Origin of the sequence: Streptomyces sp. UG1 (genome assembly GCF_049974585.1) — a bacterium.
Lineage (GTDB): Bacteria > Actinomycetota > Actinomycetes > Streptomycetales > Streptomycetaceae > Streptomyces.
The window spans coordinates 119,421-144,579 of sequence record NZ_JBNGGG010000018.1 but is presented as its reverse complement, the minus strand read 5'-3'; the positions used below and the strand labels follow the sequence as shown (position 1 = coordinate 144,579).

At 71.7% G+C, this 25,159-nt stretch carries 22 protein-coding genes, 1 pseudogene and 1 riboswitch; of the genes and pseudogenes, 10 read left to right on the top strand and 13 right to left on the bottom strand.

The window, feature by feature from the left end; all coding sequences use genetic code 11:
• The first annotated feature begins 124 nt into the window (after positions 1-124).
• Complete coding sequence (locus ACP4J3_RS21445) at positions 125-850, top strand: class I SAM-dependent methyltransferase (RefSeq protein WP_426536773.1); 726 nt, start codon at positions 125-127, stop codon at positions 848-850.
• 55 nt (positions 851-905) lie between these two features.
• Here ACP4J3_RS21445 and ACP4J3_RS21440 read toward each other — a convergent pair whose 3' ends face one another.
• From ACP4J3_RS21440 to ACP4J3_RS21425, 4 genes are read right to left on the bottom strand one after another with little or no spacing between them, the layout of a single operon-like run.
• Positions 906-3,449 (bottom strand): immunoglobulin I-set domain protein, encoded by a 2,544-nt coding sequence (locus ACP4J3_RS21440; protein ID WP_426536771.1) that lies wholly within the window; start codon positions 3,447-3,449, stop codon positions 906-908.
• A 14-nt stretch (positions 3,450-3,463) separates the two neighbouring features.
• Positions 3,464-3,991 carry a hypothetical protein gene (locus ACP4J3_RS21435; protein ID WP_426536769.1) on the bottom strand — a complete coding sequence of 176 codons (528 nt, stop codon included), beginning with the start codon at positions 3,989-3,991 and terminating at the stop codon, positions 3,464-3,466.
• A gap of 44 nt (positions 3,992-4,035) precedes the next feature.
• On the bottom strand, positions 4,036-4,965 hold the full coding sequence (locus ACP4J3_RS21430; RefSeq protein ID WP_426536767.1) for an HtaA domain-containing protein: 930 nt from the start codon (positions 4,963-4,965) through the stop codon (positions 4,036-4,038).
• A 38-nt stretch (positions 4,966-5,003) separates the two neighbouring features.
• Positions 5,004-5,792, bottom strand: coding sequence for a hypothetical protein (locus ACP4J3_RS21425; protein WP_426536765.1), 789 nt, complete (start codon positions 5,790-5,792; stop codon positions 5,004-5,006).
• An 85-nt stretch (positions 5,793-5,877) separates the two neighbouring features.
• Between ACP4J3_RS21425 and ACP4J3_RS21420 the strand changes: the two genes are divergently transcribed.
• A complete protein-coding gene (locus ACP4J3_RS21420) occupies positions 5,878-6,906 on the top strand; it encodes a heme/hemin ABC transporter substrate-binding protein (protein ID WP_426536763.1) in 1,029 nt (342 codons plus the stop codon).
• 49 nt (positions 6,907-6,955) lie between these two features.
• Here ACP4J3_RS21420 and ACP4J3_RS21415 read toward each other — a convergent pair whose 3' ends face one another.
• The 8 genes from ACP4J3_RS21415 to ACP4J3_RS21380 all read right to left on the bottom strand — a co-directional run bounded on the left by ACP4J3_RS21415 (position 6,956) and on the right by ACP4J3_RS21380 (position 12,179).
• A complete protein-coding gene (locus ACP4J3_RS21415) occupies positions 6,956-7,822 on the bottom strand; it encodes an ATP-binding cassette domain-containing protein (RefSeq protein ID WP_426536761.1) in 867 nt (288 codons plus the stop codon).
• Positions 7,819-8,568 carry a cobalt ECF transporter T component CbiQ gene (gene cbiQ / locus ACP4J3_RS21410; RefSeq protein WP_426536759.1) on the bottom strand — a complete coding sequence of 250 codons (750 nt, stop codon included), beginning with the start codon at positions 8,566-8,568 and terminating at the stop codon, positions 7,819-7,821. The genes ACP4J3_RS21415 and cbiQ overlap by 4 nt, the downstream gene beginning before the upstream one ends.
• Before the next feature lie 3 nt (positions 8,569-8,571).
• Positions 8,572-8,922, bottom strand: a complete 351-nt coding sequence (locus tag ACP4J3_RS21405; protein WP_426536826.1) for an energy-coupling factor ABC transporter substrate-binding protein — start codon at positions 8,920-8,922, stop codon at positions 8,572-8,574.
• A 41-nt stretch (positions 8,923-8,963) separates the two neighbouring features.
• Positions 8,964-9,665, bottom strand: coding sequence for an energy-coupling factor ABC transporter permease (locus ACP4J3_RS21400; RefSeq protein WP_426536757.1), 702 nt, complete (start codon positions 9,663-9,665; stop codon positions 8,964-8,966).
• Positions 9,666-9,695: 30 nt separating this feature from the next.
• Positions 9,696-9,881, bottom strand: a riboswitch (cobalamin riboswitch).
• A gap of 492 nt (positions 9,882-10,373) precedes the next feature.
• Positions 10,374-10,718, bottom strand: coding sequence for a DUF6086 family protein (locus tag ACP4J3_RS21395; protein ID WP_426536755.1), 345 nt, complete (start codon positions 10,716-10,718; stop codon positions 10,374-10,376).
• Entirely contained in the window at positions 10,715-11,197 is a 483-nt protein-coding gene (locus ACP4J3_RS21390; RefSeq protein ID WP_426536753.1) for a hypothetical protein, read from the bottom strand. Before ACP4J3_RS21390 ends, ACP4J3_RS21395 begins: the two co-directional genes overlap by 4 nt.
• Before the next feature lie 21 nt (positions 11,198-11,218).
• Positions 11,219-11,368 (bottom strand): hypothetical protein, encoded by a 150-nt coding sequence (locus ACP4J3_RS21385; RefSeq protein ID WP_426536751.1) that lies wholly within the window; start codon positions 11,366-11,368, stop codon positions 11,219-11,221.
• Positions 11,352-12,179, bottom strand: a complete 828-nt coding sequence (locus ACP4J3_RS21380; protein WP_426536749.1) for an RHS repeat domain-containing protein — start codon at positions 12,177-12,179, stop codon at positions 11,352-11,354. The genes ACP4J3_RS21385 and ACP4J3_RS21380 overlap by 17 nt, the downstream gene beginning before the upstream one ends.
• 48 nt (positions 12,180-12,227) lie before the next feature.
• Between ACP4J3_RS21380 and ACP4J3_RS21375 the strand changes: the two are divergent.
• A pseudogene (locus ACP4J3_RS21375) lies at positions 12,228-13,169 on the top strand (IS5 family transposase).
• A 50-nt stretch (positions 13,170-13,219) separates the two neighbouring features.
• On the opposite strand, the gene ACP4J3_RS21370 reads toward ACP4J3_RS21375, so the two are convergent.
• A complete protein-coding gene (locus tag ACP4J3_RS21370; RefSeq protein WP_426536747.1) occupies positions 13,220-15,490 on the bottom strand; it encodes an MMPL family transporter in 2,271 nt (756 codons plus the stop codon).
• A gap of 176 nt (positions 15,491-15,666) precedes the next feature.
• Between ACP4J3_RS21370 and ACP4J3_RS21365 the strand changes: the two genes are divergently transcribed.
• From ACP4J3_RS21365 to ACP4J3_RS21335, 7 genes are all read left to right on the top strand, one after another.
• Positions 15,667-16,839 (top strand): sensor histidine kinase, encoded by a 1,173-nt coding sequence (locus ACP4J3_RS21365; RefSeq protein WP_426536745.1) that lies wholly within the window; start codon positions 15,667-15,669, stop codon positions 16,837-16,839.
• A complete protein-coding gene (locus ACP4J3_RS21360) occupies positions 16,814-17,476 on the top strand; it encodes a response regulator (protein WP_426536743.1) in 663 nt (220 codons plus the stop codon). The genes ACP4J3_RS21365 and ACP4J3_RS21360 overlap by 26 nt, the downstream gene beginning before the upstream one ends.
• A 699-nt stretch (positions 17,477-18,175) precedes the next feature.
• Positions 18,176-19,009: a M55 family metallopeptidase gene (locus ACP4J3_RS21355; protein WP_426536741.1), complete on the top strand. Its 834-nt coding sequence runs from the start codon at positions 18,176-18,178 to the stop codon at positions 19,007-19,009.
• A complete protein-coding gene (locus ACP4J3_RS21350; RefSeq protein WP_426536739.1) occupies positions 19,002-20,306 on the top strand; it encodes a M20/M25/M40 family metallo-hydrolase in 1,305 nt (434 codons plus the stop codon). The genes ACP4J3_RS21355 and ACP4J3_RS21350 overlap by 8 nt, the downstream gene beginning before the upstream one ends.
• A 5-nt stretch (positions 20,307-20,311) precedes the next feature.
• Positions 20,312-22,276 (top strand): LpqB family beta-propeller domain-containing protein, encoded by a 1,965-nt coding sequence (locus tag ACP4J3_RS21345; protein WP_426536737.1) that lies wholly within the window; start codon positions 20,312-20,314, stop codon positions 22,274-22,276.
• A complete protein-coding gene (locus ACP4J3_RS21340; protein WP_426536735.1) occupies positions 22,273-23,208 on the top strand; it encodes a S66 peptidase family protein in 936 nt (311 codons plus the stop codon). The genes ACP4J3_RS21345 and ACP4J3_RS21340 overlap by 4 nt, the downstream gene beginning before the upstream one ends.
• Before the next feature lie 107 nt (positions 23,209-23,315).
• Positions 23,316-25,091, top strand: coding sequence for a CocE/NonD family hydrolase (locus tag ACP4J3_RS21335; RefSeq protein ID WP_426536733.1), 1,776 nt, complete (start codon positions 23,316-23,318; stop codon positions 25,089-25,091).
• Positions 25,092-25,159 lie beyond the last annotated feature (68 nt).

Below are 25,159 nucleotides of genomic sequence, written 5' to 3'. Positions count from 1 at the left end.
GTCAAGAGTCTCGAATGCGGAGTGAAGGAGTGCGCCGCGCGCTTGTGGCCGAAACGGTGTCGCGATAGACCGTACTCGCCCGTCACTTCACGGCGGGTCGCCGTCGCAACCTGGGGAGTCGGTCATGAGCGTGACGAATCGGTACCGGGAGGCCTGGGAGGGCTTCTGGCGTGAAGCCCCCGACGAGCAGGGGGCGGTGTTCTGGGACGCTGAGCCCGCGCTGACCGCCGCCCGCCATCTGGCCCTGTTCGAGGCGCACTTGGCCGATCCGGGCCTGCCGATGCTGGACCTGGGCTGCGGCAACGGCACCCAGACCCGCTTTCTCGCCGACCGCTTCAGGAAGGTCGTCGGCGCCGACCTGTCGGCCGCGGCCCTCGACCACGCCCGCCGCGCCGACCCCGCCGGGCAGGCGGCGTACCGGCTGTTCGACGGCGTGGAGAAGTCCGAGGCGGAGACGCTGCACGCCGAACTCGGCGACGTCAACATCTATATGCGGGGCGTGCTGCACCAAGCCGAGCCGGACGACCGGCAGTTGATGGTGAACGGGATCGCCACCCTGGTCGGCGAGCGCGGCCGGGCCTTCCTCGTCGAGCTCTCCGAGGCCGCCAAGCCCGTCCTGCTGGGCCTGGCGCAGAGCCCGTCGGGGCCCCCGCCCAAGCTCGCGCCGATCTTCCGGCACGGCATCGCCCCGGGCGAGGTCGCCGACGCTTCGGTGCCCGAGTATCTGCGCTCGGCCGGCCTCACCGTGCTCGCCGACGGTGAACTGCCGCTGGTCACCACGGAGTACGGGCCGGACGGCACACGGATCGAGCTGCCGTCGAGGTGGGTGGTGGCGGGCCGGCGGGCGTGACGGCGACAGCCCTCCGGAGCGTTCCGGAGGGCCGCCGACTCGCGGCGCTCGTCGGTCAGTTGACGCTACGGCCCTTGCGGTACGCCGCCCAGCCCGCCGCCAGCAGCAAGGCCGCGAGCGCGGCGACCGAGAGCACGGTGACGCCGGTCGAGGCGAGGCTGCCGCCGCCGCCCGCGGCCGAGGTGGCGGTGCCGCCGGATCCGCCCGTGGTGGAGTCCGTGCCGGTGCCGCCGGTGCTGCCCGTGCCGCCGCCCGTCGTGCCCGAACCATCGCCGCCCGTACCGCCGTTGCCGCTGTCGTCGTCCGTGTCCACCTGGTCCTGACCGACGAAGGCGACCGGGACCTTGACGTCCTGGGAGCGGTCGCCGGACAAGGTGTGATCGTTGCGGGTGGCCAGGACGCAGGTGGCCTTGAAGCAGTCGGTGTACTCGTCCCTGGCGTCCACGGTCAGCTCGACCTCGAAGGTGCCGCCCGCGCCGTAGGGGATCGCCAGCTCCTCGCCGTAGTCCGGAGGGTCGGAGGAGATCCACGCGGAGGAGTGCGAGCCGCCGGACATGTCGACGCCGCCGATGCACGGCGTGGGCAGTTCGCCGTCGCCGTTGTCGACGCACAGGGCGACGTAGATGCCCTTATTAGTGTCGTAGCCGGTGCCGGTGACCTTCAGGGTCTGGTTCTCGGTGGCGAGGTCGTTGACCGGGGTGACGGTGAGCTTCTGGCCGTTCGGGCCGGTGACGGTCTTGGAGCCGGAGGGCTCGACGCCGCCTCCATCGCCCTCGCCGCCGTTGTCGTCGGGCTCGGTGACGGTCAGTGTGACCGGTGAAGTGCGCGTCGTGCCGACGGAGTTGGTGAACTCGGCGCGGTAGCGGTAGCCGTCCTGCGTCGCCTTCGCGGTGAAGGAGTACGCGTTCCGTGTCGCGCCCTCGACCGTGGACCAGGTCTGGCCGTCGTCGGGGCTGACCTGCCAGCGCACGGCCGGCTCCGGGGTGCCCTCGGCGGCCGCGACGAGCGTGACCTTGTCGCCGGGTGCGACGGACTGGTCGGTGGGGGACTGGACGACCTTCGGGGAGACGTGGCGGTCGAGCTTGACGACCTCGCTCTCGGCCTGGTTGGTGACGTAGACGGAGGTGGCGCCGGGGGCCACGGCGACGCCCGCGTAGGCGCCGGCGCGGCTGCCGGGCAGGGCGACGGGCTCGGCCGCCCGCTCGGCCGTGGCGCTGTCGTAGACCTCCAGGGCGCCGATGTTGTCCGCGCCGTCCTCGGCGGTGCCCCAGTCCTCGCGCAGCACGAAGGCCTCGCCGGTGGCCCGGTCGAAGGCCATCGCCGTGGCGCGGTCCTCGCCGGTCAGCTTGGCCAGTGGCTCGCCCTCCCGGTCGAAGACGAGCACGTCGTAGGCGCTGCCCACCCAGACGTTGCCCGTCGCCGGGTCCGTTTCGACGAAGTAGACGGAGGCCGCAGGGAGTTCGGCGGTGGCGGTGACGGCCAGGGTGCCGGTGTCGACGCGGTACAGCGTTCCGCCCGCGGAGTCCGCCGACCAGGTGACGCCGCGCGCGGTGTCCACGCCGAGGATGCCGCCGCCGGGCAGGGTGGCGGTCTTCCGTGCGGCGCCGCTGGCCGTGTCGACCTCGGACAGGACGGCGCCCTGGGCGACCAGCGTGGTGGACGCGTCCGTGCCGGGACCGACGCCGGTGACCGTGCCGCCGGACAGCCACACGCCCTGCGCGGCCGCGTCCCCGGCCTTCGCGGTGCCCAGGCCGCGCAGCGGGTAGTGGAAGGCGACGCCGTCACCGGCCAGCGGGGCGGCGATCCGGCGGACCACGCGGGCCGCGAGGGCGCCGCCCGCGCCCGGGGCCTGCTGGACGTGGCCCAGCAGCGCGCCGTCCTTCGGGTCGATGGCGTACAGGCCCTGTTCGGCGACGTCCGCGGTGTCGGGGATGTTGTCCGAACCGACGTACAGCTTCCCCGAGTCGGGGTGCAGCAGCAGGTCGAGCGGGCGGCCCGCGGTGGTGAACTCGGCGGCCGGTACGTAGCCGACGGTGCCCGGCGGCACGTCCACACCGTCACCGCCGTCGCCGTTGCCGGGGTCCTGGCCCTCGAAGGCGACGGGGATGCGGACGTCCTGGGAGCGGTCGCCGGGGCTGCGGTGGTCGACGCGGGTGACGACCGAGCAGGTGACCTTGGTGCAGTCGAGGCTCGCGTCCTTGGCCTCGACGGCGATCTCGACGTCGAAGGTGCCGCCCGCGCCCCAGGTGACGGCGAGGTCGCCCGCGTACTCGTCGCCCTCGGGCACGATCCACTGCGAGGAACTGCCGGTACCGCTCTGGTCGGCGCCGCCGAGACACGGCGTGGGCACGCGGTCGTCGCCGTTGTCCTTGCACAGGGCGACGTAGACGCCCTTCGTCGCGTCGTAGCCGGAGCCGGTGACGCGTAGCGTCTCGCCCTCGGGGTCGAGGCGGGCGGAGGCGGAGACGGTGAGTCTCTGGCCGTCCTTGCCGAGGGCGGTCTTCGGGGTGTCGGCGGCCCGCGCGGCCGGGCCGACGGCTACGGAGGCGGCCACGAGCGCGGCGGCGCCCAGGAGCGCCGCCGGTCGTCTGTGCTGCATCGGGGTTCCTCCGGTCACTGGAAGGTGATCGGCGCGTGGACGTCGTACTTGCGGTCCTCGCTGTCGAAGTGGTCCGCGCGCGTCACCACCGCGCACTCGACGTCCTGGCCGCAGACGCTGCCGTCGTCGAGGGCGGCCTTGACGAAGATCTGCACCCTGAAGCTGCCGCCCGAGCCGAACTTGGAAGTGTTGGCGAACATGCCGCCGAAGGTGTTGTTGACCCAGTGCGAGGCACCGGTCGAGCCGCTCTCGTCCTGGCCGCCCAGACACGGCGTCGGCTTGTTCGCGCCCGGCGCCCCGTCGACCACGCACAGGCTGACGTAGATGCCCTGGCCGGTGTTGTAGCCGGCGCCGGAGACGGTGATGACCTGGCCCGCGGCGGCGGCCGTGTCGGGGGAGGTGAGCGAGAGGTTGTACGTCGTGCCGCCGTCGGTGACCGTGCGGGTGGCGGTGGCCGCCGAGGCGGAGGTGGCCAGGCCGAGGGTCAGGGCGGAGGCGGCCAGGACGGTCAGGCCCGTGCGGGTGGCGGTGATGGTTCTCATGAGGTGCCTTTCCAGGAGTGGTGTGAGGCTGGATCCAGGAGTGGTCAGGAGGAGGAGCCGGCGCGTACGTCGAACTCCACGACGGCGTTCCGCCCACCGGTCACCGCGTACAGCTCGACCGTGTGCGCGCCCTCGGCGGCGCTGTCGTAGACCGGGAAGGTCCGGGAGATCCGGCCGGTCTCGTCGGCCAGTGCCTGGTAGCGGGTGTCCTTGTCGATGGCGACGAGGACGATCTCGCCGGGGGCGAATCCCGTGCCGGTGACGGTCTGTTCGCCGCCTGCGGTGAGTGCGTCGGCGGCCACGGCCGCCGCGGGTGCACGCGCCGGTTCCGGGGCTGCGGTGTCCGGTGCCGGCGGGGGTGTCTCGACGGGCGGTTTCGTGGTGGGCACGTCCTCTGTGCCGACCGTCACGTCGAGCAGGCCGAGGTCATCGCCTTGCGCAAAAGACTCCCCGCTCCACTGCGACAGCAGCCGCGCGCCCTCGTCGGTGAGCGACGCCCGTAGCCCGGTCCACGTCACCCCGCTCGTCCGTACGACAGGGCCGGCACCGTTCGCCGTCACGTCCGCCAGGGCAAGCTCCCGCGCCCGGCCGTCGACGGCCGTACGGGCGTGAAGCGCGCCGTCGCCACCGTCCAGCCGCAGCCGCAGGCCGGCGAGCGTCAACGGCTGGTCCGAGTCGGCGGCCGGCACGATCCGGGCGGCGCCGCCCAACTCGACGTCCACGGCACCGGTTTCGAGGTCGGTGCTGCCGCCCGTGGCCGGGAACGAGGTGCGGTCCGCGGATCCCCGTACGGCGGGTTCGGTGACGTCGATCGACAGGTCGTGGCCGACCGTGGCCGTCCAGCTCGCGTATCCGCCGGACACCGCGCGACCGAACGCCTGCGTGTCCTGCGCGACCGCCGGCCCCGCGGCCGGGCACAGCAGCGCGAGCAGGGCGCCGCCTGTCACGGCGGCGGCGCCGGGTCTCTTCGTCATCTTCGGGTCTCCCTCCGGAGGGTGAGGTCGGGTGCGGGTCAGCCCGCGGTCGAGGCGCGGCGCCTGCGCGCCCACAGCCAGGTCCCGGTGCCGGCCGCGACCAGGGCCGCCGCCGTCGCGCCCGCCGTCAGGGCCACGGAACCGGTGCTGGCGAGCGGGCCGTCGGGCGTCTTCTCGCCGGTGCCGGACGCGCCGCCACCGCCGGTCGTGCTCGCCTCGGCCGGCGCGCTCGGCGTGGCCCTGGCGCCGTCGCCGTCATCGCCGTCGTCGGCCGCGCTCCCGCCGCTGCCGCCGAAGGTCACCGGGACCCGGACCGTCTGGCTCTGGTCGCCGCCCCGGGTGTGGTCGTTGCGGGTGATGACCGCGCAGGTCACGCCGGACTTGGTGCAGTCGGTGGTGGCGTCCTTGGCGCGCACCTTCAGCCGCACGCTGAACGAGCCGTTGTGGCCGCTGCCTTCGTACGGTTTCGCCAGCCCCTCGCCGTAGGAGGGCGGGTTGGAGGAGATCCAGGCGGACGCCCCGGACTCACCGGACATGTCGACTCCGCCCACGCAGGGGGTCGGGGTCTTCCCGGCGCCGTTGTCCACGCAGAAGGCGACGTAGACGCCCTTCTCGGTGTTGTAGCCGGAGCCGGTCACGGTCACCGTCTCGCCGGCCGCGGACAGTCCGGAGGACTTGGAGACGGTGAGCTTCTGGCCCTCGGGGCCGGTCGCCGAGCCGCCCGCCGCCGAGGCCGGGCCGGCGGTCGGCAGCAGCAGGGCGGCGGTGCCGGCGACCCCGAGGAAGCGCCCAACTCTCTTTCGGTGCAGGCCAGTTGCCCACGCCATGGAATACCCCCCATGAGTGAAAACTAAGGGAAGCCTAACCTAAACTATTGCTCAGTTGTGTGTCAGGAGAGAGGACAGGAAACCCATGCGCGCAATCCACAGACCCCTCGCCGCCCTCGGTCTGACCCTCGCGCTGCTCACGGGTGCCTGCGGCGGCGGGGGAGGCGGGCCCTCGGCGGCGGACCCGTCACCCGTCTCCGCGAGCGAGCGCGCCGCCGCGGCCGAGAGACAGCTCGCGAAGAACACCCTCGTCCCCCTCGAAGGGGAGCCGCCCACCCCGGAGTTGCCGGTCACCGTCGACTCCGCCGACGGACGGAAGGTGACCGTCGAGGACGCCTCGCGCATCCTGCCGCTCAACGGGGGTGTCGCCGAGATCGTGTTCACGCTGGGCCTCGGCGACCGGGTCGTCGGCCGGGACATCACCGCCACCTTCGCCGAGGCGCAGAAGCTCCCGCAGGTCACCAAGGCGCACGACGTCAGCGCCGAGAGCGTGCTCTCCCTGCGTCCGACGGTCGTGCTGGCCGACACCGACACCGGCCCCAAGGAGACGATCGACCAGATCCGCGGCGCCGGCGTCCCCGTCGTCGTCCTCGAAACGGCCACGAACCTGACCGACGTCACCACCCGCACCACGCGCGTCGCCGAGGCCCTCGGCGTCCCCGGCGCGGGCAAGGCCCTCAACCGGCGCATGAGCGACGAACTCGCCGCGGCCCGCGCCGCCGTGCCCCGGGGCAGCAAGCCCAAGGTCGCCTTCCTGTACCTGCGCGGCAGCGCGGCCGTCTATCTCATCGGCGGCAAGGGCTCGGGCGCCGACTCGCTGATCGAGGCCGCCGGAGCGGTGGACGCGGGCAAGGACGCCGGTCTGGACAAGCCGTTCACGCCGATCACCAGCGAGGCCTTGGTGCGGGCCCGGCCGGACGTGATCCTGATGATGACCAAAGGGCTGGAGTCCGTGGGCGGCGTCGACGGGCTCGTGAAGATCCCCGGGATCGGCGAGACCCCGGCGGGGATGGACCGCCGGGTGGTGGACATGGAGGACGGGGTGCTGCTCGGGTACGGGCCGCGGACTCCGTTGGTGATCGACATGCTGGTGGACCGCATTCATCGGGCGTGACGTCAACGATGCGGCTGTACAGGCAAGTTCGCGGTGGCGGTTGTCAGTGTCAGCCTTCGGCCGGCAGCGCGGGCGTCGTGTGCGCGCCCGCCAGCGCGGCCAGCTCCTCCGCGTCGCGTGGACCGGGTGCCGTGTCGCCCAGCAGCCCGTGGGCGCGCAGGAACTGGGCCGCCGCCACCCCCCACGGCAGCCGCAGCCCCGCCTGCCGGAGGAGATCGGTGCGGGCCAGCATCGAGGGCGCGGGGCCGGTGCGGACGCCGGACGGGGTCAGGAGCGCCGCGTCGTCGGCCCAGCGCAGGGCGAGGTCGACGTCGTGGGTGGCCATGACGACCGTGGTGCCGCCCGCGCGCAGCCCGTCGAGGGTGGCGAGCAGCCGTTCCTGGCCGTCGGGGTCGAGCCCGGCGGTCGGCTCGTCGAGGATCAGCACACGGGGCCGCATCGCGAGCGCCCCGGCGATGGCGGTGCGCTTGCGCTGCCCGTACGACAGCAGGTGCGTGGGCCGGTCGGCCAGGGCGGCGATGTCCAGCGCGGCCAGCGCCTCGTCGACCCGCGCCCGCACCTCGGCGTCGGGCAGGCCGAGGTTGAGCGGGCCGAAGGAGACGTCCTGGCCGACGGACGCGGCGAAGAGCTGGTCGTCGGGGTCCTGCACCACGAGCTGCACGGTCGTGCGCAGCCGGGTCAGCCCCTTGCGGTCGTACGTGACCGGCGCACCCTGGAGCGTCAACCGCCCCTCGTACGGCCGGAGCCCGCCGCTGAGCAGCCGCATCAGCGTGGTCTTGCCGCTGCCGTTGCGGCCCAGCAGCGCCAGCGCGCGCCCTTCGGGCACGTCGAAGTCGAGGCCACTGAGCACGACGGGGCCCTCCTCGTAGGCGTAGGACGCGCCCCGCAGGGCGACCAGTGCGGTGGGCTCGCTCATGACAGGGCCTTCTCCAGTACGAGGGTGAGGGCGGCCAGCGCTGCGAGCAGGGCGCAACTCGCGGCCGTGAAGCGGACGGAGACCCGGGCCTCGGGCACCAGGACGCGCAGGGTGCCGTCGTAGCCGCGCCCGGCGAGCCCTGCCTGCAGCCGGGATGCCCGGTCGAAGGACCGCACGAAGGCGGTGGCGCCGAGCCCGGCGAGCGAGCGCCAGGTGGCGGCCCGGGTGGTGTGCCCGAGCCGGGCGGCCTGGGCGTCCCGCACGCGGCGCACGGAGTCCAGGAGCAGGAAGCTCATGCGGTACGTCACCAGGGCGACGTCCACCACGGGCGCGGGAACCCCGGCCTTGACCAGGCGGGGCAGCAGGTCGGACATCGGGGTGGTGAACGCGAGCAGCAGCACTCCGAGGGAGGCCGCCGAGGTGCGCAGCAGCAGCTCACCGGCCCGCAGCGGACCGTCGGCGGCCAGGGACACCAAGCCCTCCGGCCCGCCGACCTGTACCAGCAGCGTGGCCGCCCCGGTCACGCAGAAGCCCAGCGGCACGCGATAGGCCCGCCACAGCCGCCGCCCGGGCACGCCCGCCGGACCCAGCAGCACGGTGAGCGCGGTGACCAGGACCAGCGCGGCGCCCGGCCAGGGCGGCAGCGAGATCGCGAGCACGGTGAGGCCGAGTCCGAGCACGGCCTTGTCCACGGGGTGACGGCGGCGCCAGCGGCTGCTGTGCGCCGCCGCGTCGATCGGCAGCACCCGTCAGACCCCGTCGGCCTTCGACTCCTCGGCGTCCCGCTGTCGCTCCAGTGCCCGCTGCTCGCCCTGCCGCCGGCCCCGGCGCAGACCGAAGTAGTAGGCGAGGACCCCGGCGCCGAGGGCCGCCTGGAGGGAGAACAGCGCCGACTCGATCTCGCCGGACGGCGGCTCGTACAGCGGCGAGAACCAGGGCTCGTAGTCCGGCTCGATCTCGGTGATCGCCGTCTCCGCCTCGCCGTCGGCCCCCGTGAACGGCTCTTCCTTGTGGTCGCCGAGCCCGAGCGCGAGCGGCAGCACGGCGAGTGCGGCCACGACTGCCAGCAGCAGGATGTTGATCTTCGTGTTCCTGCTCATCGTCTTCTTGCCCACCGTCTTCTTGCTCGTTGTGTTCTTGCTCATGGGGCCACCGCCTCGCTTCCGGACCGGGACTGCTTCCTGGCGAGGAGCACACCCAGCCGGGTCAGTTCGCCCTTGCTGGACTGCACCAGCAGCCGCATCACGAGCACCGTCAGCAGGCCCTCGCTCACCGCGAGCGGGATCTGGGTGACGGCGAAGATGGAGCCGAACTTGCCGAGCGCGCCCAGGAATCCGCTGCCCGGGTCCGGGAAGGCGAGCGCGAGCTGGACGCTGGTGACGCAGTAGGTGGACAGGTCGGCGACGAACGCGCCGAAGAAGACGGCGACCATCAGCGGCGCGTCGTAGCGCCGCAGCAGCTTGTAGACGGCGTATCCGGCCCAGGGGCCGACGATCGCCATCGAGAAGACGTTCGCGCCGAGCGTGGTCAGGCCGCCGTGTGCGAGCAGCAGCGCCTGGAAGAGCAGGGTGATGGTGCCCAGGACCGCCATGATCGGCGGCCGGAACAGGATGGCGCCGAGCCCGGTTCCGGTCGGATGCGAGCAACTGCCGGTCACCGAGGGCAGCTTCAGCGCGGACAGGACGAAAGTAAAGGCCCCGGAGGCGCCGAGGAGCAGCGTGCTCTCGGGATGCTCCCTGACCTCACGGGTGAGCGAACGGACTCCGTGGACGACGAACGGCGCGGACGCGACGCCCCAGGCGACCGCGTGCGCCGGAGGGAGGAAACCCTCGGCTATGTGCATGGCTCGGCAGACCCTCTCCAGCACCTCGTGGATGGTTGACGCGCCTTGGCCGGTCTCCTGGCTGACGGGTACCACCGCCCGCGCTCCGCCTTCCCGGGTCCCGAAGAACCCAGTGGCTGCCCGTGAGGGCCGGAGCCGGACTTCCCGATTCACAGTGGCGAGGGCCGCACCGGCATCACACCGGATTTCCCGTTCACCAAGGCGTGGTGACAGTAGTGCCCGCGCAGGGTGACTGACAAGCACGCACAGGGGGCGCGAAAGGGGACCTGCGGCGTTGGGTGGAACGGCGCAGGCCGTCGGGCCACTGATGCCCGTCGAAACCCACTGCGGGCCAGGGCGGCAGATGTCAGAACTGATGTCAGGGCCCTCGTGGAGTCACTGCTGGTAGTCAGCCGCCGGAGCCGTCGTGGCGCGCCCTGCGTCTTGCCCCTGCTGCGCAGACAGCCTCCGGTTTTGGCCGGAGGGTGTCTGAGGCTGGGCGGAAGCTCGGGCATCTGCGACCTGCCGCAGTTGACGAAGCCAAGAAGACGGCAGGAGTGCCGGCCCTGGCGGTTCACCGATCAGCGGTAGGGCTGCAGGACCGCTGGAATCGCCGCTTGGTGGGTGTGATGGGGGACCCGGCTGGAGCCCTTCCCTGAGAGTCGTCACACGCGACTCTGGCACCGGTCATGGAACTCACCGACCACCCCGGTGTCCTAGCAGTCCCGATCACTCGAAGCCTGGCATCGTCCGGGGCAAGGAGTCAGGAACGTCCACGGCGGGTGAAATCGATCCGCCAGCCCTGGAGACGAGGACGGCACACACCTCAAGAATCCCTTGGAGCATTCCTCGGAATGCGAGGTTGTTCGTTCTCTGTACGGCTGCCGAAAGCACAGACGTGAAAGCTTCGAATTTTTCGGCGTCGATATGACACTCGTCCTCGACGATTGGTTCGACGCCCGAATCCACTCCCAGAATCCGTGATGCGATTCCCACTTGCCCGACGAAAACCTCGGCAACCTGATTTGCGGGGTTCCACACGTCCCGATCCGCGATCATCACGTAGCAGCTCACTGGGCCCACCTTACTCGAACTTCCACGCCGGGATTGTTCGCCTTCCACTGCCCGATGGCCTGCTCAACGGCGGCCTTGAACTCGGGAGTTGCCCCTGGCGTGGTGAAGTCCATGCCGAGTTTGGCGTTCTGCCACCCCTCCAGGTGGGACCGGGCCTCCACGTAGGAATCAAGCTTCTTGAACACGTGCTTCTCGACCCGGCGTTCGGTGGTGATCCGCGGGTCCTGGCCGGTCGCCTGCTTCTCCTCCCACAGGGTGTCTCCCTCCACGCGGTCGATGTCCGTGATGGTCTTCGACCAGTCGTTGGGATCGTCGACGATGTAGTTCGTGTCGCCGTCGACCGGCGGCCTTTCCCTGTTGGTCATCCCGTCGGCCGGGTCGCACTTCACGAGCCCCAACGGATCTGTCCAGGCAAGCGGATTCTGGACCCAGGCTACGGGGTTCGGCGCCGGCCCGAGCCCGAGGGGATCGGCGCTCATGTAGCGAGCGGTCGCCGGATCTTAGTGGCGATTCAGGTTGCTGCGGGTACGCCAGGCCAGCTCGCCTTCCATGGTGACCAGCTCCCTCGGTGTACCGACAAGGTCGGTCACGATGGCGAAGAAGCGTGTGTCGACGGCCTGTGGGTTGTCCTGGTCAAATGCACGTTCCACCTGGGTGAGGGGGGTGAGCCCGTTGTACTCCAAGCTGGTTGCCGTCCCAGGTGAATACGGTCTCCTCGACCACTTGTCCACCAGCGTCAAGGCGCTGTTTGGCACTGCGACGCCCCAGCGGGTCGTAGCGGTAGCGCCAGACCGTGCCGTCGGGCGTTGTGCAGGAGACCAGACGGCCTTCGGCATCCCAGGCGTATCGCCACACATCCGGCTTGCGGGACAGGCTAGTCTTGCGACGCTCGATGACACGGTCGGCCTCGTCGTAGGTGAATGTCCAACGACCAGCCGTGGTCAGGCGCGTTCCGGTGTACTCACGTGCGCCGACGGCGTCCTCGCCGTGTGTCTGCGGCCAAGTCGCGTGAGCAAGGTTGCCCGCAGTGTCGTACGCGTAGGTCTCGGTCCAGTCCTGCCCGGTCACCTGCGTGATACGGCCAACGCGGTCGAGGCGGAGGCGTCGAGTGCCATCGAGATGGTCGGTGAGGCTGGTGAGGTGACGTATGGCCAGCGCCCAGCGGCCGCAGAACTGACCGAACACATCCGCCAGTTCACCCGAACCCATCTCCATCCCCGACATGACCAGGAACTGGAAACCGTGCCCCTGCTGCGCGGTGATCGAGAAGTAGCCCGTCTCCTCCAACTCGTTGATCGCAGCGATCAGGCCGCGCGGATCGCCGTCACCGCCACGTGACCGGGCCACAATGCCCTGCGCCGGAGGCACCAGGAACGCCCCTTCACTGCCCACATCCACCGCGACTCCACACGGCACGCCGATCTCCGCGAGGGTCTCATCCAGAAGACGGGCACCGTACACACGCCGGAACTCCCACCGACCGCCCTCACCTAGGGCGCGTATCGAGTCGTGATCAATTTGCGGGATGTGCCTTCGTGGCACCCGTACCTGCCGATCGGCGAGTACGGCCCGTACCCCGAGCGACTGCGGCAGCAGTTCGAGGGCGTGATCTGGCGGTTCAAGACGGGCGGGCAGTGGCGGGAGATGCCGACGGAGTTCGGCACCTGGTCGACCGTCCACAACCGCTTCCGGCAGTGGCGTGACGCCGGCGCCTTCGAGGCCCTGCTGGAGGGCCCACCACCCGAGCCCACCACGACGCGGCCGGGATGCACCTCGACGAGGACGTCGTCACCGCCCTGGAGAAAGCCGCGGCCGAGGAGGAGAAGGCCAGGTCAAAGGGGGCGGCCTCGAAGAGCAAAACGGGCAAGAGATCGAAAGTGATCCCGCACTGGAAGAACGACGACGCATCCGGCGTCGGAGGAAACTCCGCCTGAAGGCCGCCCTCCTCGGACGTTCCAGAGGCGGGCAGACCAGCAAGGTCCACCTCGCCGCCGACCGCAAGTGCCGCCCGCTGGCGTTCATCCTGACCACAGGCCAGCCAGCGGACAGCCCGCAGTTCATCCCCGGGCTGAAGAAGGTACGGGTACGCGGGCCCGTCGGCCCCGCATCCGGCCCGACGCGGTCGCCGGGGACAAGGCGTACTCGTCCCACGGAAACCGCACCCCACCTGCGTAAACGCCGTATCAAGGCGGTCATCCCGGAGGAGAAGGACAGGCCGCCAACCGGAAGAAGAAGGGCTCCAGAGGTCGCCGACCCGTCAGCCACGACGCCGATCTCCACAAGGAGCGGAACACCGTCGAACGCCTGATCAACAGGCTCAAAGCATGGCGAGGCATCGCCACCCGATACGACAAGACTCCCGACAGCTACCTCGCCGGTCTCCACCTGCGCGCCTCGATGATCTGGATCAAGGCCTCACCAGGACCACCCGATGATCACGACTCGATATGACCCAGGTGACGCGCTGAGGTGCCGGACGCCAAGGGCGGGCAGGAGTTGAGTCAACGGTCAACCAGCCGTGGACGCGGGGCCTCACCCGTGGATTCCGCGTCGGTGTCGTCGGTGTCGACCGGGCCGCGGGGAAGCATCCGGTCCAGCCACTTCGGCAGCCACCAGTTGGTCCGGCCGAGGAGTGTCATGGTCGCCGGTACCAGCACCATGCGTACGACCGTGGCGTCGATGAAGATCGCGGTGGCCAGGCCGAGCCCGAACATTTTGGTGGAGGGGTCCTCGGCGACGGCGAAGGACAGGAAGACCGCCACCATGATGAGGGCGGCCGAGGTGATGATCCGGGCGGTGCCCGAGACGCCCTCGACGATCGCCGTGCCGTTGTCGCCGGTGCGCAGGTACTCCTCGCGTACGCGGGAGAGGAGGAACACCTCGTAGTCCATCGACAGGCCGAACAGGATGGCGAAGAGGAACATCGGGATGAACGACACGATCGGAACCGTCGCTTCCAGCCCGATGAGTGCGCCTCCCCAGCCCCACTGGAAGACCGCGACCATGATGCCGTAGGCCGCGCCGATGCTCAGCAGATTCAGCAGTACCGCCTTGAGCGGTACGAGTATCGAGCGGAAGACCAGCATCAGCAGCAGGAACGACATCGCCAGCACGGCGGCGACGAACACCGGCAGGCGTTGGCTGGTGCGTTGGCCCACATCGGACAGGCTCGCGGCGGCGCCGCCGACGTGAGCCCTGGCCGGGCCGTGCCCGATCGCCGTGGGCAGCACGTCGGTGCGCAGCCGGGCGATGGTGTCGGTAGTGGCCTTGTCCTGAGGGCTGGTGGTCGGGAACACCACGAGGGTCGCGATGCCGGTGGCCCGATCGATGTGCGTCGGCGCGACGGATGCTATGCCCGGATCCGCCGCGACCGCCCCGACGAGTCGGTCCAGCACTCCCGGATCACCGGCGGGGTCCGCGGCGATGACGAGGGGACCGTTGGTGCCCGGGCCGAATCCCTCAGCGACGAGGTCGTAGGCCCGGCGCTCGGTCCGGCTCTGCGGCAGCGAGCCGTCGTCGGGCAGGCCGACACGCAGGCCGAGCACGGGCAGCGTCGCCGTCAGCAGCAGCCCCGCCGCGCCGACCGCGTACGGCACCGGGTGACGGCTGACGTGCCCGATCCAGCGCCGCCACCCGGCGGCGGGGGCGGCGCCCGCCGCCGGGTCCCGCCGCCGTGCGAGTCGGCCCAGCCTCCTGGTCCGCAGAGCCCGTCCGACCCGGCCGACCCGGGCCAGGCGCGGGCCCGCCGCGCCGAGGAAGGCCGGCAGCAGCGTCACCGACGCGACCACCATGGTCAGAACGACGATCGAGACGGCGAGCCCGCCCACCGTCATGAACGGCACGTTCGCGACCGCCAGGCCGAGGATCGACACGACGACGGTGCCGCCGGCGAAGACCACCGGCCGCCCCGCCGTGGCCACCGCTCGTCCGGCCGCCTCGTGCGGATCGAGCCCGCGCGCGAGGTACTCCCGGTGCCTGGCGAGCACGAAGAGCGCGTAGTCGATGCCCACTCCGAGCCCGACCATGCTGCCCAGGACCGGTGCGAAGGTGGGGACGTCCGTGACCCCCGCCAGTACCGTCATCGTGGCGACACCGACGGTCAGTCCGAAGACCGCCATGCCGATCGGCAGCGCGGCGGCGACGAGCGAACCGAACGCCAGGAACAGGATCGCGGCCGCGGCGAGGAGGCCGGTCAACTCGCTCGCGCCGCCGTCGGGGTCGGAGAAGGCGTAGAAGAGGTTCCCGCCCATCTCGATGCGCAGGGGCAGTTCGGCGCGCAGCCGGTCGCCGAGATCGACGAGGGCGTCGAGGTCTTCGGCCGACAGCCGGCTCTGGTCGGGGTACTGCACCCGGACGACCGCGATCCGCCCGTCGGCCGAGACGAGGCCGCCGCGCACGGCGGTGTCCCCGCCTGCGTCGAGTGCCCCCGCCGGGTCACTCGTGCCGAGCACGTGCGGCAGCCGCTTCACCTCGGTCTGCAGCCGCGTGAGAGCGGTGCGCGCGCTGCCGTGGTCGAAGAACGTCGCAGCACCGTCGAGGGGGGTGACGACCACTTGGGCGGTCATCCCCTCCTGGCCGGTGCCGGACCGCTCGATCAGTTCCGCGGCCCGCTGGGAGTCCAGTCCCGGAGCAGTCATCGAGTCCGCGGTCCGCCCGCCGAAGGCGATCGCGGCGAGGACGGCGAGCGTGGCAGCGATCAGCCATGCCGCGATCACCCGCCAGGGATGGCGGGCGGCGCCTGCGCCCAGGCGCAACAGGGCTTTCGAGAGCATCGGGTCCTCCAACCACCTCGTCGGCCGTCCTTGTACGGCCGCCGATGCGTAAGGCTCGTCGCCACGGCGCTCTTCGGCATCGGCTCGCGGGCCGCGGATCCGTCGGCCCCAAGTCGGAGTGAGGCCCCGTCCTTTCGGCCGATGCGCGGCACGGCGCGGTCCCTAGGCTGAGAACCGTGCTGCGCGACGACCTGCGAACCCTGTGGACCGAACCCCGGCCGCCCGACGCGCCCGCCCGGGTGTGGCGGGACTGGGCGCTGCTCGCCGTGGGCCTGGGCGGTGTGGTGCTGGAGGCCACCCTGCGCGAGAACGTCGTGTGGCGGCCGGTGGCGGTGGTGTTGACAGTATGGCTGTGCCTGCTGCCCCTGTGGCGCCGGACCCGCCCGCTGGCGATGGTCACGCTGGCGTTCGGCGCGGTGCTGCTGCTCCAGCTGGCCTGGCTCGTCGCCGCACCCGGCGAGCCCGTCGGCCTGGACACCGGCGCGGTCGTGCTCGTGCTGGTGTACGCGCTGCTCCGGTGGGGATCGGGACGCGAGATCGTGCTGGGCGGCGCGGTGATCCTCGCGGTCGGCGCGCTGTGTGTCATCACGTACGAGAGCCCGGTCGTCGAAAAGGTCGTGGGCTTCGTCTTCCTGCTGCTGCCCGGCGTGGTCGGGGCCGCCGTGCGGTTCTGGGGGACCGCTCGCGAGCGGCAGTTGGAGCAGGTACGCTCCCGCGAGCGTGAGCAGCTCGCCCGGGAACTGCACGACACGGTGGCCCACCACGTGTCGGCCATGGTGATCCGCGCCCAGGCGGGCCGGGTGCTCGCCGGCACCGACCCGTCCGCCGCCGTCGAGGCGCTGGAGGGGGTCGAGGAGGAAGGGGCGCGCACGCTGGAGGAAATGCGCGCCATGGTCGCCGCGCTGCGCGACCGCGGGGTCGGCGCCGAGCTGGCGCCGCCTGCCGGCGTCGCGGATCTGGAGCGCCTGGTGTGCACGCCGGATGGTCGCCTCAAGGTCGACCTGGGGCTCGACGGCGAGCTGGACTCGCTGCCCCCGGCCTTGGACGCGGCCGTCTACCGCATCGTGCAGGAGTCGGTGACCAACGCGATGCGCCATGCGGTCAGCGCGACCGAGGTCGTCGTCCGGGTCACCGCGGAACGGCACACGGTACGGGTGAGCGTGCGCGACAACGGCCAACGCACCGGCCGAGGTCGCGACGGATATGGACTCGCCGGACTGCGCGAGCGCGCGGCCCTGCTCGGCGGCGCACTACGAGCCGGCCCGGGCGCCGACCAGGGCTGGCATGTCGAAGCCGAGCTGCCGAGAGCGAGGAGCGAGAGCGGTGTCCATTCGCGTCCTCGTCGCTGACGACCAGGCGATCATCCGCACCGGGTTGCGGATCATGCTGAACGCCCAGCCCGGAATCGCGGTGGTCGGCGAGGCCGCCGACGGACACGAAGCGGTACGTCTGGCCCGTGAACTGCGCCCCGACGTCTGTCTGTTCGACATCCGCATGCCCGTGCTCGACGGGCTCGAGGCCACCCGGCTGATCGCCGGCCCGGGCGTCGCCGACCCGCTGGCCGTGGTCGTCATCACCACGTTCGACCTCGACGAGTACGTCTACGGCGCGCTGCGTGCGGGCGCCCGCGGATTCCTCCTCAAGGACACGGGACCGGACCTTCTCGCGCAGGCCGTACGGTCGGCGTCCGACGGTGAGGCGCTCATCGCGCCCAGCGTCACCGTCCGTCTGCTCCAGGCATTCGCGGACCTGCCCGCCGGCCGGCCGCCGGCCCAGCCGGTCTCCCCCGTCACCGCCCGCGAGGAGCAGGTGCTCCTCGCCGTCGCCCGCGGGCTGACCAACACCGAGATCGCCGATGCGCTGCATATCAGCCTCAGCACGGTGAAGACGCATCTGGCGAGCCTGATGGCCAAACTCGGCGCCCGCAACCGGGTCGAGATCGCGATGTGGGCCTACGAGACGCGCCGTATCCTCCCCGGAACCTGAGCCGGGTGGGGGGCCATGTCCCCTGAGTCCCCGCCCGGACATCAGTGCACCGGTCGGCTCACGTCGGCTCCACGTGCCTCACCCGCCCCAGAGCGTGACGTACCAGGAGGCCGGAACTGGGACGGTGAGACACCCGATACGACAAGACTCCCGGCAGCTACCTCGCCAGTCTCCACCGGCACGCCTCGATGATGTGGATCAAAGACCTCACCAGGACCACCCGATGATCACGACTCGATACGCGCCCTAGGTGAGTCCCCGGCAGCGGCTGCGCGGACAGCAGGCCGTCGTCGGAGCAGATCGGTCAGGGCGGTCGCCCCCGGCGCCCCGGGCAGCCCGCCACTCGATGATGTGCGAGCGGCACAGCCCTCACACCGCAGGATCGCGCCTTTCTCCCCTGCCAGGGCGGCTACCTGCAGGAGTTCCTTTTGCGGGTTCACCGGGATGCGCTGGGCCACCGACTCCTGCACCATTGATCCCTTCCTGCCGGACCACTGCTCCCGGTGCGGGTGCCTGGGCAGACCCCTGTTGCAGAGCGAGGTCCGGGAGTGGGCTCAAGCTCTCTCTGCCTGAGAGGAAGTTCCCCCGCCGACGCGTAACGTGAAGTGACATGAAGATCCCCGTCACCGCTGCATGCTGTCGCACACTGCTGTCACCAGCCGGACGACAGGCCTCCGACCATCGATGGGACGGACCCGCATGAAGATCCTCATCAGCGCCGACATGGAGGGCGCCACCGGCGTGACCTGGCCGGCCGACGTGCTGCCGGGGACGCCTCAGTGGGAGCGGTGCCGGGGGATGTTCACCTCGGACGTCAACGCCGCCGTGCTGGGCTTCCTCGACGGCGGTGCCGACGAGGTCCTGGTCAACGAGGCGCACTGGACGATGCGCAATCTGCTGCTCGAGCAACTGGACGAGCGCGCCGAGATGCTCACCGGACGGCACAAGGCGCTCTCCATGGTCGAGGGCGTGCAGCACGGCGACGTGGACGGCATCGCCTTCGTCGGCTACCACGCGGGCGCCGGCATGGAGGGGGTCCTCGCCCACACCTATCTCGCGAACCAGATCACCGGGGTGTGGCTGAACGACGTACGCGCCAGCGAGGGCCTGCTGAACGCGCACGTCGTCGCCGAGTACGGCGTGCCCGTCGTGCTCGTCACCGGTGACGACGTGGCCTGCGAGGACGCGCTCGGATACGCGCCCGGGGCGCTCAAGGTCGCCGTCAAGGACCACGTCTCGCGGTACGCCGCGGTGTGCCGTACCCCGGCCAGGACCGCCGCCGACATCCGCGCCGCCGCCAAGGAGGCGGCCGGGCTGGCGGTCCGTCACGAGCCGGTCAGCGGTGGCCCGTTCACCGTCGCCGTCGAGTTCGACGCCGAGCATCTCGCGATGGCCGCCACCGTCGTCCCCGGCGTCGAACGTATCGGCGAGCGCAAGGTGGCGTACACCAGCGAGCGGATGTACGAGGGAATCCGTACTTTCAAGGCGGTCACCACGATCGTCTCGGCTGCGGTGGAGGAGCAGTATGGCTGACGAGCAGGCACTGGACGAGGTCGTCACGTTCACGTCCGACCTCATCCGCATCGACACGACCAACCGCGGCGGCGGCGACTGCCGGGAGCGCCCCGCCGCCGAGTACGCCGCCGCCCGGCTGACCGAGGCCGTCCTGGAGCCCACCCTGCTGGAGCGCACCAAGGGCCGTACGAACGTCGTCGCCCGCTTCGAGGGCACCGACCCGTCGGCCGACGCGCTGCTCGTGCACGGTCATCTGGACGTGGTGCCCGCGCAGGCCGACGAGTGGAGCGTGCACCCCTTCTCGGGGGAGATCCGCGATGGCGTGGTGTGGGGGCGCGGCGCGGTCGACATGAAGAACATGGACGCGATGATCCTCGCCGTCGTCCGGGCCTGGGCCCGCGAGGGCGTACGGCCCCGCCGGGACGTCGTGATCGCGTTCACCGCCGACGAGGAGGCCAGCGCCGAGGACGGCTCCGGATTCCTCGCCGACCGGCACGCCGCCCTCTTCGAGGGCTGCACCGAGGGCATCAGCGAGTCCGGCGCCTTCACCGTCCACGACGGCACCGGCCGGCAGCTCTACCCGCTCTCGGCCGGCGAGCGCGGCACCGGCTGGATGAAGCTCACGGCACGCGGGCGGGCCGCGCACGGCTCCCAGCCCAACCGGGAGAACGCGGTCACCCGCCTCGCCGCCGCCGTCACCCGCATCGGCGCCCACGAGTGGCCGGTCCGCCTCACTCCGACGGTCCGCGCCGCCCTCACCGAACTCGCCGCCCTGTACGGCCTCGACGCCGACCTGGACGACGTGGACGGCCTGATGGAGAAGCTCGGCCCGGCCGCCAGGCTCGTGGAGGCGACCGTCCGCAACAGCGCCAACCCGACCATGCTGGCGGCCGGTTATAAGGTCAACGTCATCCCGGGGGAGGCCGTGGCCTACGTCGACGGCCGCTATCTGCCCGGCTTCGAGGACGAGTTCCGCGCCACGATGGACCGGCTCACCGGACCCGACGTCGACTGGGAGTTCCACCACCACGAGGTGGCCCTCCAGTCGCCCGTCGACTCGCCGACGTACGCCCGTATGCGCGCCGCCGTCGAGGAGTTCGCGCCCGAGGGGCACGTGGTGCCGTACTGCATGCCCGGCGGCACGGACGCCAAGCAGTTCTCCCGGCTCGGCATCACCGGCTACGGCTTCTCGCCGCTGCGGCTGCCGGAGGGCTACGACTACGGGGCCATGTTCCACGGCGTCGACGAGCGGGTGCCGATCGAGGCCCTGCACTTCGGCGTCCGGGTCCTCGACCGCTTTCTGCGCACGGCCTAGGCGAGGTGGGGGAGACAGTGCGGACACTGGCGTACGGTTCCTGGCCCTCGCCCATCGACGCGGCCACCGCCGCGGCACACGAGGGGCACCCCGAGTACGTGGGCTTCGTCGGCGACGAGGCGTGGTGGACCGAGCCACGGCCCACGGAGGGCGGACGGCGCACGCTGGTGCGGCGGCGGCCCGACGGCACCGAGGAGCCGGTGCTGCCCGCGCCGTGGAACGTGCGCAGCCGGGTCGTCGAGTACGGCGGACACCCCTGGGCCGGTGCGGTGGTCGACGGGCGGCCGCTGGTCGTCTTCGTCGACTTCGCCGACCAGCGGCTGTACCGGTACGAGGAGGGCGGCACGCCGCGTCCGATCAGTCCGGTGTCCGAGGTGGGCGGCGGACTGCGCTGGGTGGAGCCGCAGTTGCGGCTCGACCTCGGTGAAGTGTGGTGCGTGCTGGAGGAGTTCACGGGGGAGGGGCCCACCGATGTGCGGCGCGTCCTGGCCGCCGTCCCGCTGGACGGCTCGGCGGCCGAGGACCGGGATGCCGTACGCGAACTCACCGACGGCCGGCACCGGTTCGTCACCGGAGCGCGGATCTCGCCCGACGGGCGGCGCGCGGCCTGGCTCGCCTGGGACCATCCGCGGATGCCGTGGGACGGCACGGAACTGCTGGTCGCCGAGGTCGGTGACCACGGCACGCTGGGCCGCCCGCAGATCGTCGCCGGTGGTACGGAGGAGTCGATCGCCCAGGTCGACTGGTCGGCGGACGGGCGGCTGCTGTACGCGAGCGACCGCAGCGGCTGGTGGAACCTCCACCGGGACGGGCAGCCCCTGTGCCGGCGCCCGGAGGAGTTCGGCGGGCCGCTGTGGAAGCTGGGCCTGCGCTGGTTCGCCCCGCTGGCGGACGGGACCATCGCCGTCGTGCACGGCCGCGGCTCGACGGCCCTCGGTATCCTGGACCCCGAGACCGGCGAGATCGTCGACGCCGCCGGCCCCTGGACCGAGTTCGCGCCCACGCTCGCGGTGAGCGGCGAGCGCGTCGTGGCCGTCGGCGCCAGTCCGCGCAGCGCCTACGAGGTGGTCGAGCTGGACACGCGGACCGGCCGGTCCCGGGTGATCGGGGCCGCGCACGACGACGCCGTGGACCCCGCCTACTACCCCGAGCCGCAGATCCGCACCTTCACCGGCCCCGCCGGCGACGAGATCCACGCGCACATCTACCCGCCGCACAACCCCGGCTGCGTGGCCCCCGCCGACACCCCGCCGCCGTACGTCGTCCGGGCGCACGGCGGCCCCACCGACCGCGCGCCCCTCGTGCTCGACCTGGCCATCGCCTACTTCACCTCGCGCGGCATCGGCGTCGCCGAGGTCGACTACGGCGGCTCCAGCGGATACGGCCGCGCCTACCGCAACCGGCTGCGCGAGCAGTGGGGCGTGGTCGACGTCGAGGACTGCGCGGCCGTCGCGCTCGCCCTCGCCGACGAGGGCACCGCCGACCGCGACCGGCTCGCCATCCGCGGCGGCAGCGCGGGCGGCTGGACCGCGGCCGCGTCGCTCACCACGACCGACGTCTACGCCTGCGGCACCATCCTCTACCCGATCCTCGACCTGGCGAGCTGGGGCACGGGCGAGACCCATGACTTCGAGTCCCGGTACCTGGAGTCGCTCATCGGCCGGCCCACCGAGGTGCCGGCGCGCTACACCGAACGCTCGCCCGCCGCCCAGGCCGACCGCCTCACCGTGCCGTTCCTGCTGCTCCAGGGCCTGGACGACGTGATCTGCCCGCCCGCCCAGTGCGAACGGTTCCTGGCCCGCATGGAGGGGCGTCGGGTGCCGTACGCCTACATCGCCTTCGAGGGGGAGGGCCACGGCTTCCGGCGGGCCGAGACGATGATCCGCGTCCTGGAGTCCGAGCTGTCCCTGTACGCCCAGGTCTTCGGCCTCAACCCGCCCGGAATCCCCAAGCTGGAGCTCGCCAAGTGACAGAGCCCATACGGCCACTCGTACGTCCGTCCCGACTCGCCCCCGGCGCCCGTGTGGCCGTCGTCGCGCCCAGCGGACCCGTGCCCGAGGAGCGGCTGGAGGCCGGACTGGACGTGCTGCGCGGCTGGGACCTCGATCCGGTGGTGGCGCCCCATGTGCTGGACCGGCACGGGGAGTTCGGCTACCTGGCGGGCGCCGACGCCGACCGGGCCGCCGATCTGCAGAGCGCCTGGTGCGATCCGGCCGTCGACGCCGTGCTGTGCGCGCGGGGCGGTTACGGGGCACAGCGCATGGTCGACCTCCTCGACTGGGAGGCGATGCGGGCGGCCGGGCCGAAGGTGTTCGTCGGCTTCAGCGACATCACCGTGCTGCACCAGGCCTTCGCCGCCCGGATGGGCCTGGTCACGCTGCACGGTCCGGCGGCGGCCGGGGTCGACTTCGTCAAGAACGTCCGTGCGCAGGAGCATCTGAAGGCCACGCTTTTCGAACCGGAGACGGTCCGGGTGATCCCCTCCGACGGTACGGCCATGGTCCCCGGGCGGGCCCGGGGCGTCACCCTCGGCGGCTGCCTGAGCATGCTCACCTCCGATCTCGGCACTCCGCACGCCCGAGCCGGTGCGCGGGGCGGGCTGCTGCTGATCGAGGACGTCGGCGAGCAGCCGTATCGCATCGACCGGATGCTGACCCAACTCCTGCGCACGCGGTGGCTCGACGGGGTGGCCGGGATCGGGCTCGGGTCCTGGGCGGGGTGCGGTCCGTACGACGCGGTGCGGGCGGTTCTGGTCGACCGGCTGGGTGGACTCGGCGTGCCCGTCGTCGAGGAGTTCGGCTTCGGGCACTGTGAAGGGGCGTTGACGATGCCCTTCGGTGTGCGGGCCGAACTCGACGCCGACGCCGGTGAGTTGGCGCTCGAGGAACCCGCGCTGCGCTGAGCGCCGTTCGCTGAATTGCTGTCAAGAAACCACTCGTCCCGGTGATTGACCCCGTCTGACACGTGTCACACCATGACAGCCGGCCAGCCCTCAGTGTGGAGGTCTCAGTGCCCCGTCGCGTGCCCAGATTCCGAGCCCCACTCGCTCTCCTCCTCGGCGCCACGCTCACCGCACCCCTCGCGCTCACCGCTCCGGCCGCCGCGGCCGGTCGGTTCACCGTCACCGCCCTGAAGTTCACCGTCCAGGCGGGCGGCCGCACCTGCACCGTCGACGCCGATCTGTACCGGCCGGCCGGTGTGGACCGGGACCGTCCCGCGCCCGCCGTCGTCGCCACCAACGGCTTCGGCGGCAGCAAGTCCGACGGCTCCACCAACATCGTCGGCGAGGCCTTCGCCCAGCGCGGCTACGTCGCCCTCGTCTACTCCGGGCTCGGCTTCGGCAGGTCCGGCTGTCTGATCTCGCTCGACGATCCCACCGTGGACGGCGTCGCCGCTTCCCAACTCATCGACTTCCTGGGCGGCCGGCGCGCCGCCGACGACGGCACCGAGGCCGACTTCGTCACCCTCGACGCCCCCGGCGACCCGCGCGTCGGCATGGTGGGCGGCTCCTACGGCGGGGCCGTCCAGCTCGCCACGGCCGCCGTCGACCGGCGCCTCGACGCACTGGTGCCGATGATCACCTGGAACGACCTGGCGTACTCGCTCGACCCGAACAACGCCGTCGGCAGCCGCAACGTCCCCGGCGCCTTCAAATGGCAGTGGGCCAACGGCTTCTACCTCATCGGCGAGGGCCAGCCCCTGCTGGAGCCCAACCTCGACCCGTCCCGCATCAACTCCATGGCCTGTCTGCACTTCGTCACCCGGGCCTGCGACACGATCCGCACCCTCAACTCCGGCCGCTACCCGGCGAGGCAGACGGCCGAGCTGCTCGCCTACGCCCGCAGCGTCTCACCGGTGTCGTACCTGCACCGCGTCGAGGCACCCACCCTCCTGGTCCAGGGCCAGGCCGACAGCCTCTTCAACCTCAACGAGGCGACGGCGACGTACAAGACGCTCAAGGCGCAGGGCACCCCGACCAAGATGATCTGGCAGTCCTGGGGCCACAGCGGCGGCCGCACCGACCCGGCCTCCGGTGAACTCAACCTCGGCCAGGGCAACCTGGAGACCAGCTACGTCGGCCGCCGCGTCCTCGCCTGGTTCGACCGTTACCTCAACAAGCGGCACGTCGACACCGGACCCGCCCTCGCCTACTACCGCGACTGGATCACCGACCCGGACCACACCTACGCCACCACCCACCGCGTGCCCGGGCTCAGCCGCACGCTCTACCTCTCCGGCGACGGCAAACTCGTCGACAACCGCCGCAAGGTCGTGCGCGGCAGCCGCACGTACACCAACCGGCTCGTCCCCACCAGCCACTCCGAGAGCTCGCTCGCCGCACTCATCGGCCTTGCGGACCCGGCGCCGTACGACACCCCGGGCACCCACCTCGGCTGGACCAGCGAGCCGCTTACGCGCACCACCGACGTGGTCGGCGCGCCCCGGGCCACGCTGCGGGTCGTCTCCCCGAAGGCCGAGCGCACCCAGCACTCCGGGGACGCCGCCGACAAGCTCGTGCTCTTCGCCAAGCTGTACGACATCGCGCCCGACGGCACCCGGACGCTGGTCCACCGGCTGGTGGCACCGGTGCGGGTCCCCGACGTCACCAAGAGCTTCACCGTGACCCTGCCGGGGATCGTGCACCGGTACGAGAAGGGGCACCGGCTGCGCTTCGTGATCGCGGCCAGTGACGACGCGTACTTCGGGAACCGGGGGATCAAGCCGGTGACCGTGGTCAGCACGCCGCGGGACACCGGGGTGCTCCGGCTGCCGGTGATCGACTGAGCGGCACCGATCGACACCGATCGACACCGATCGACACCGAGCGGTGCCGAGCGGTGCCGAGCGACCCG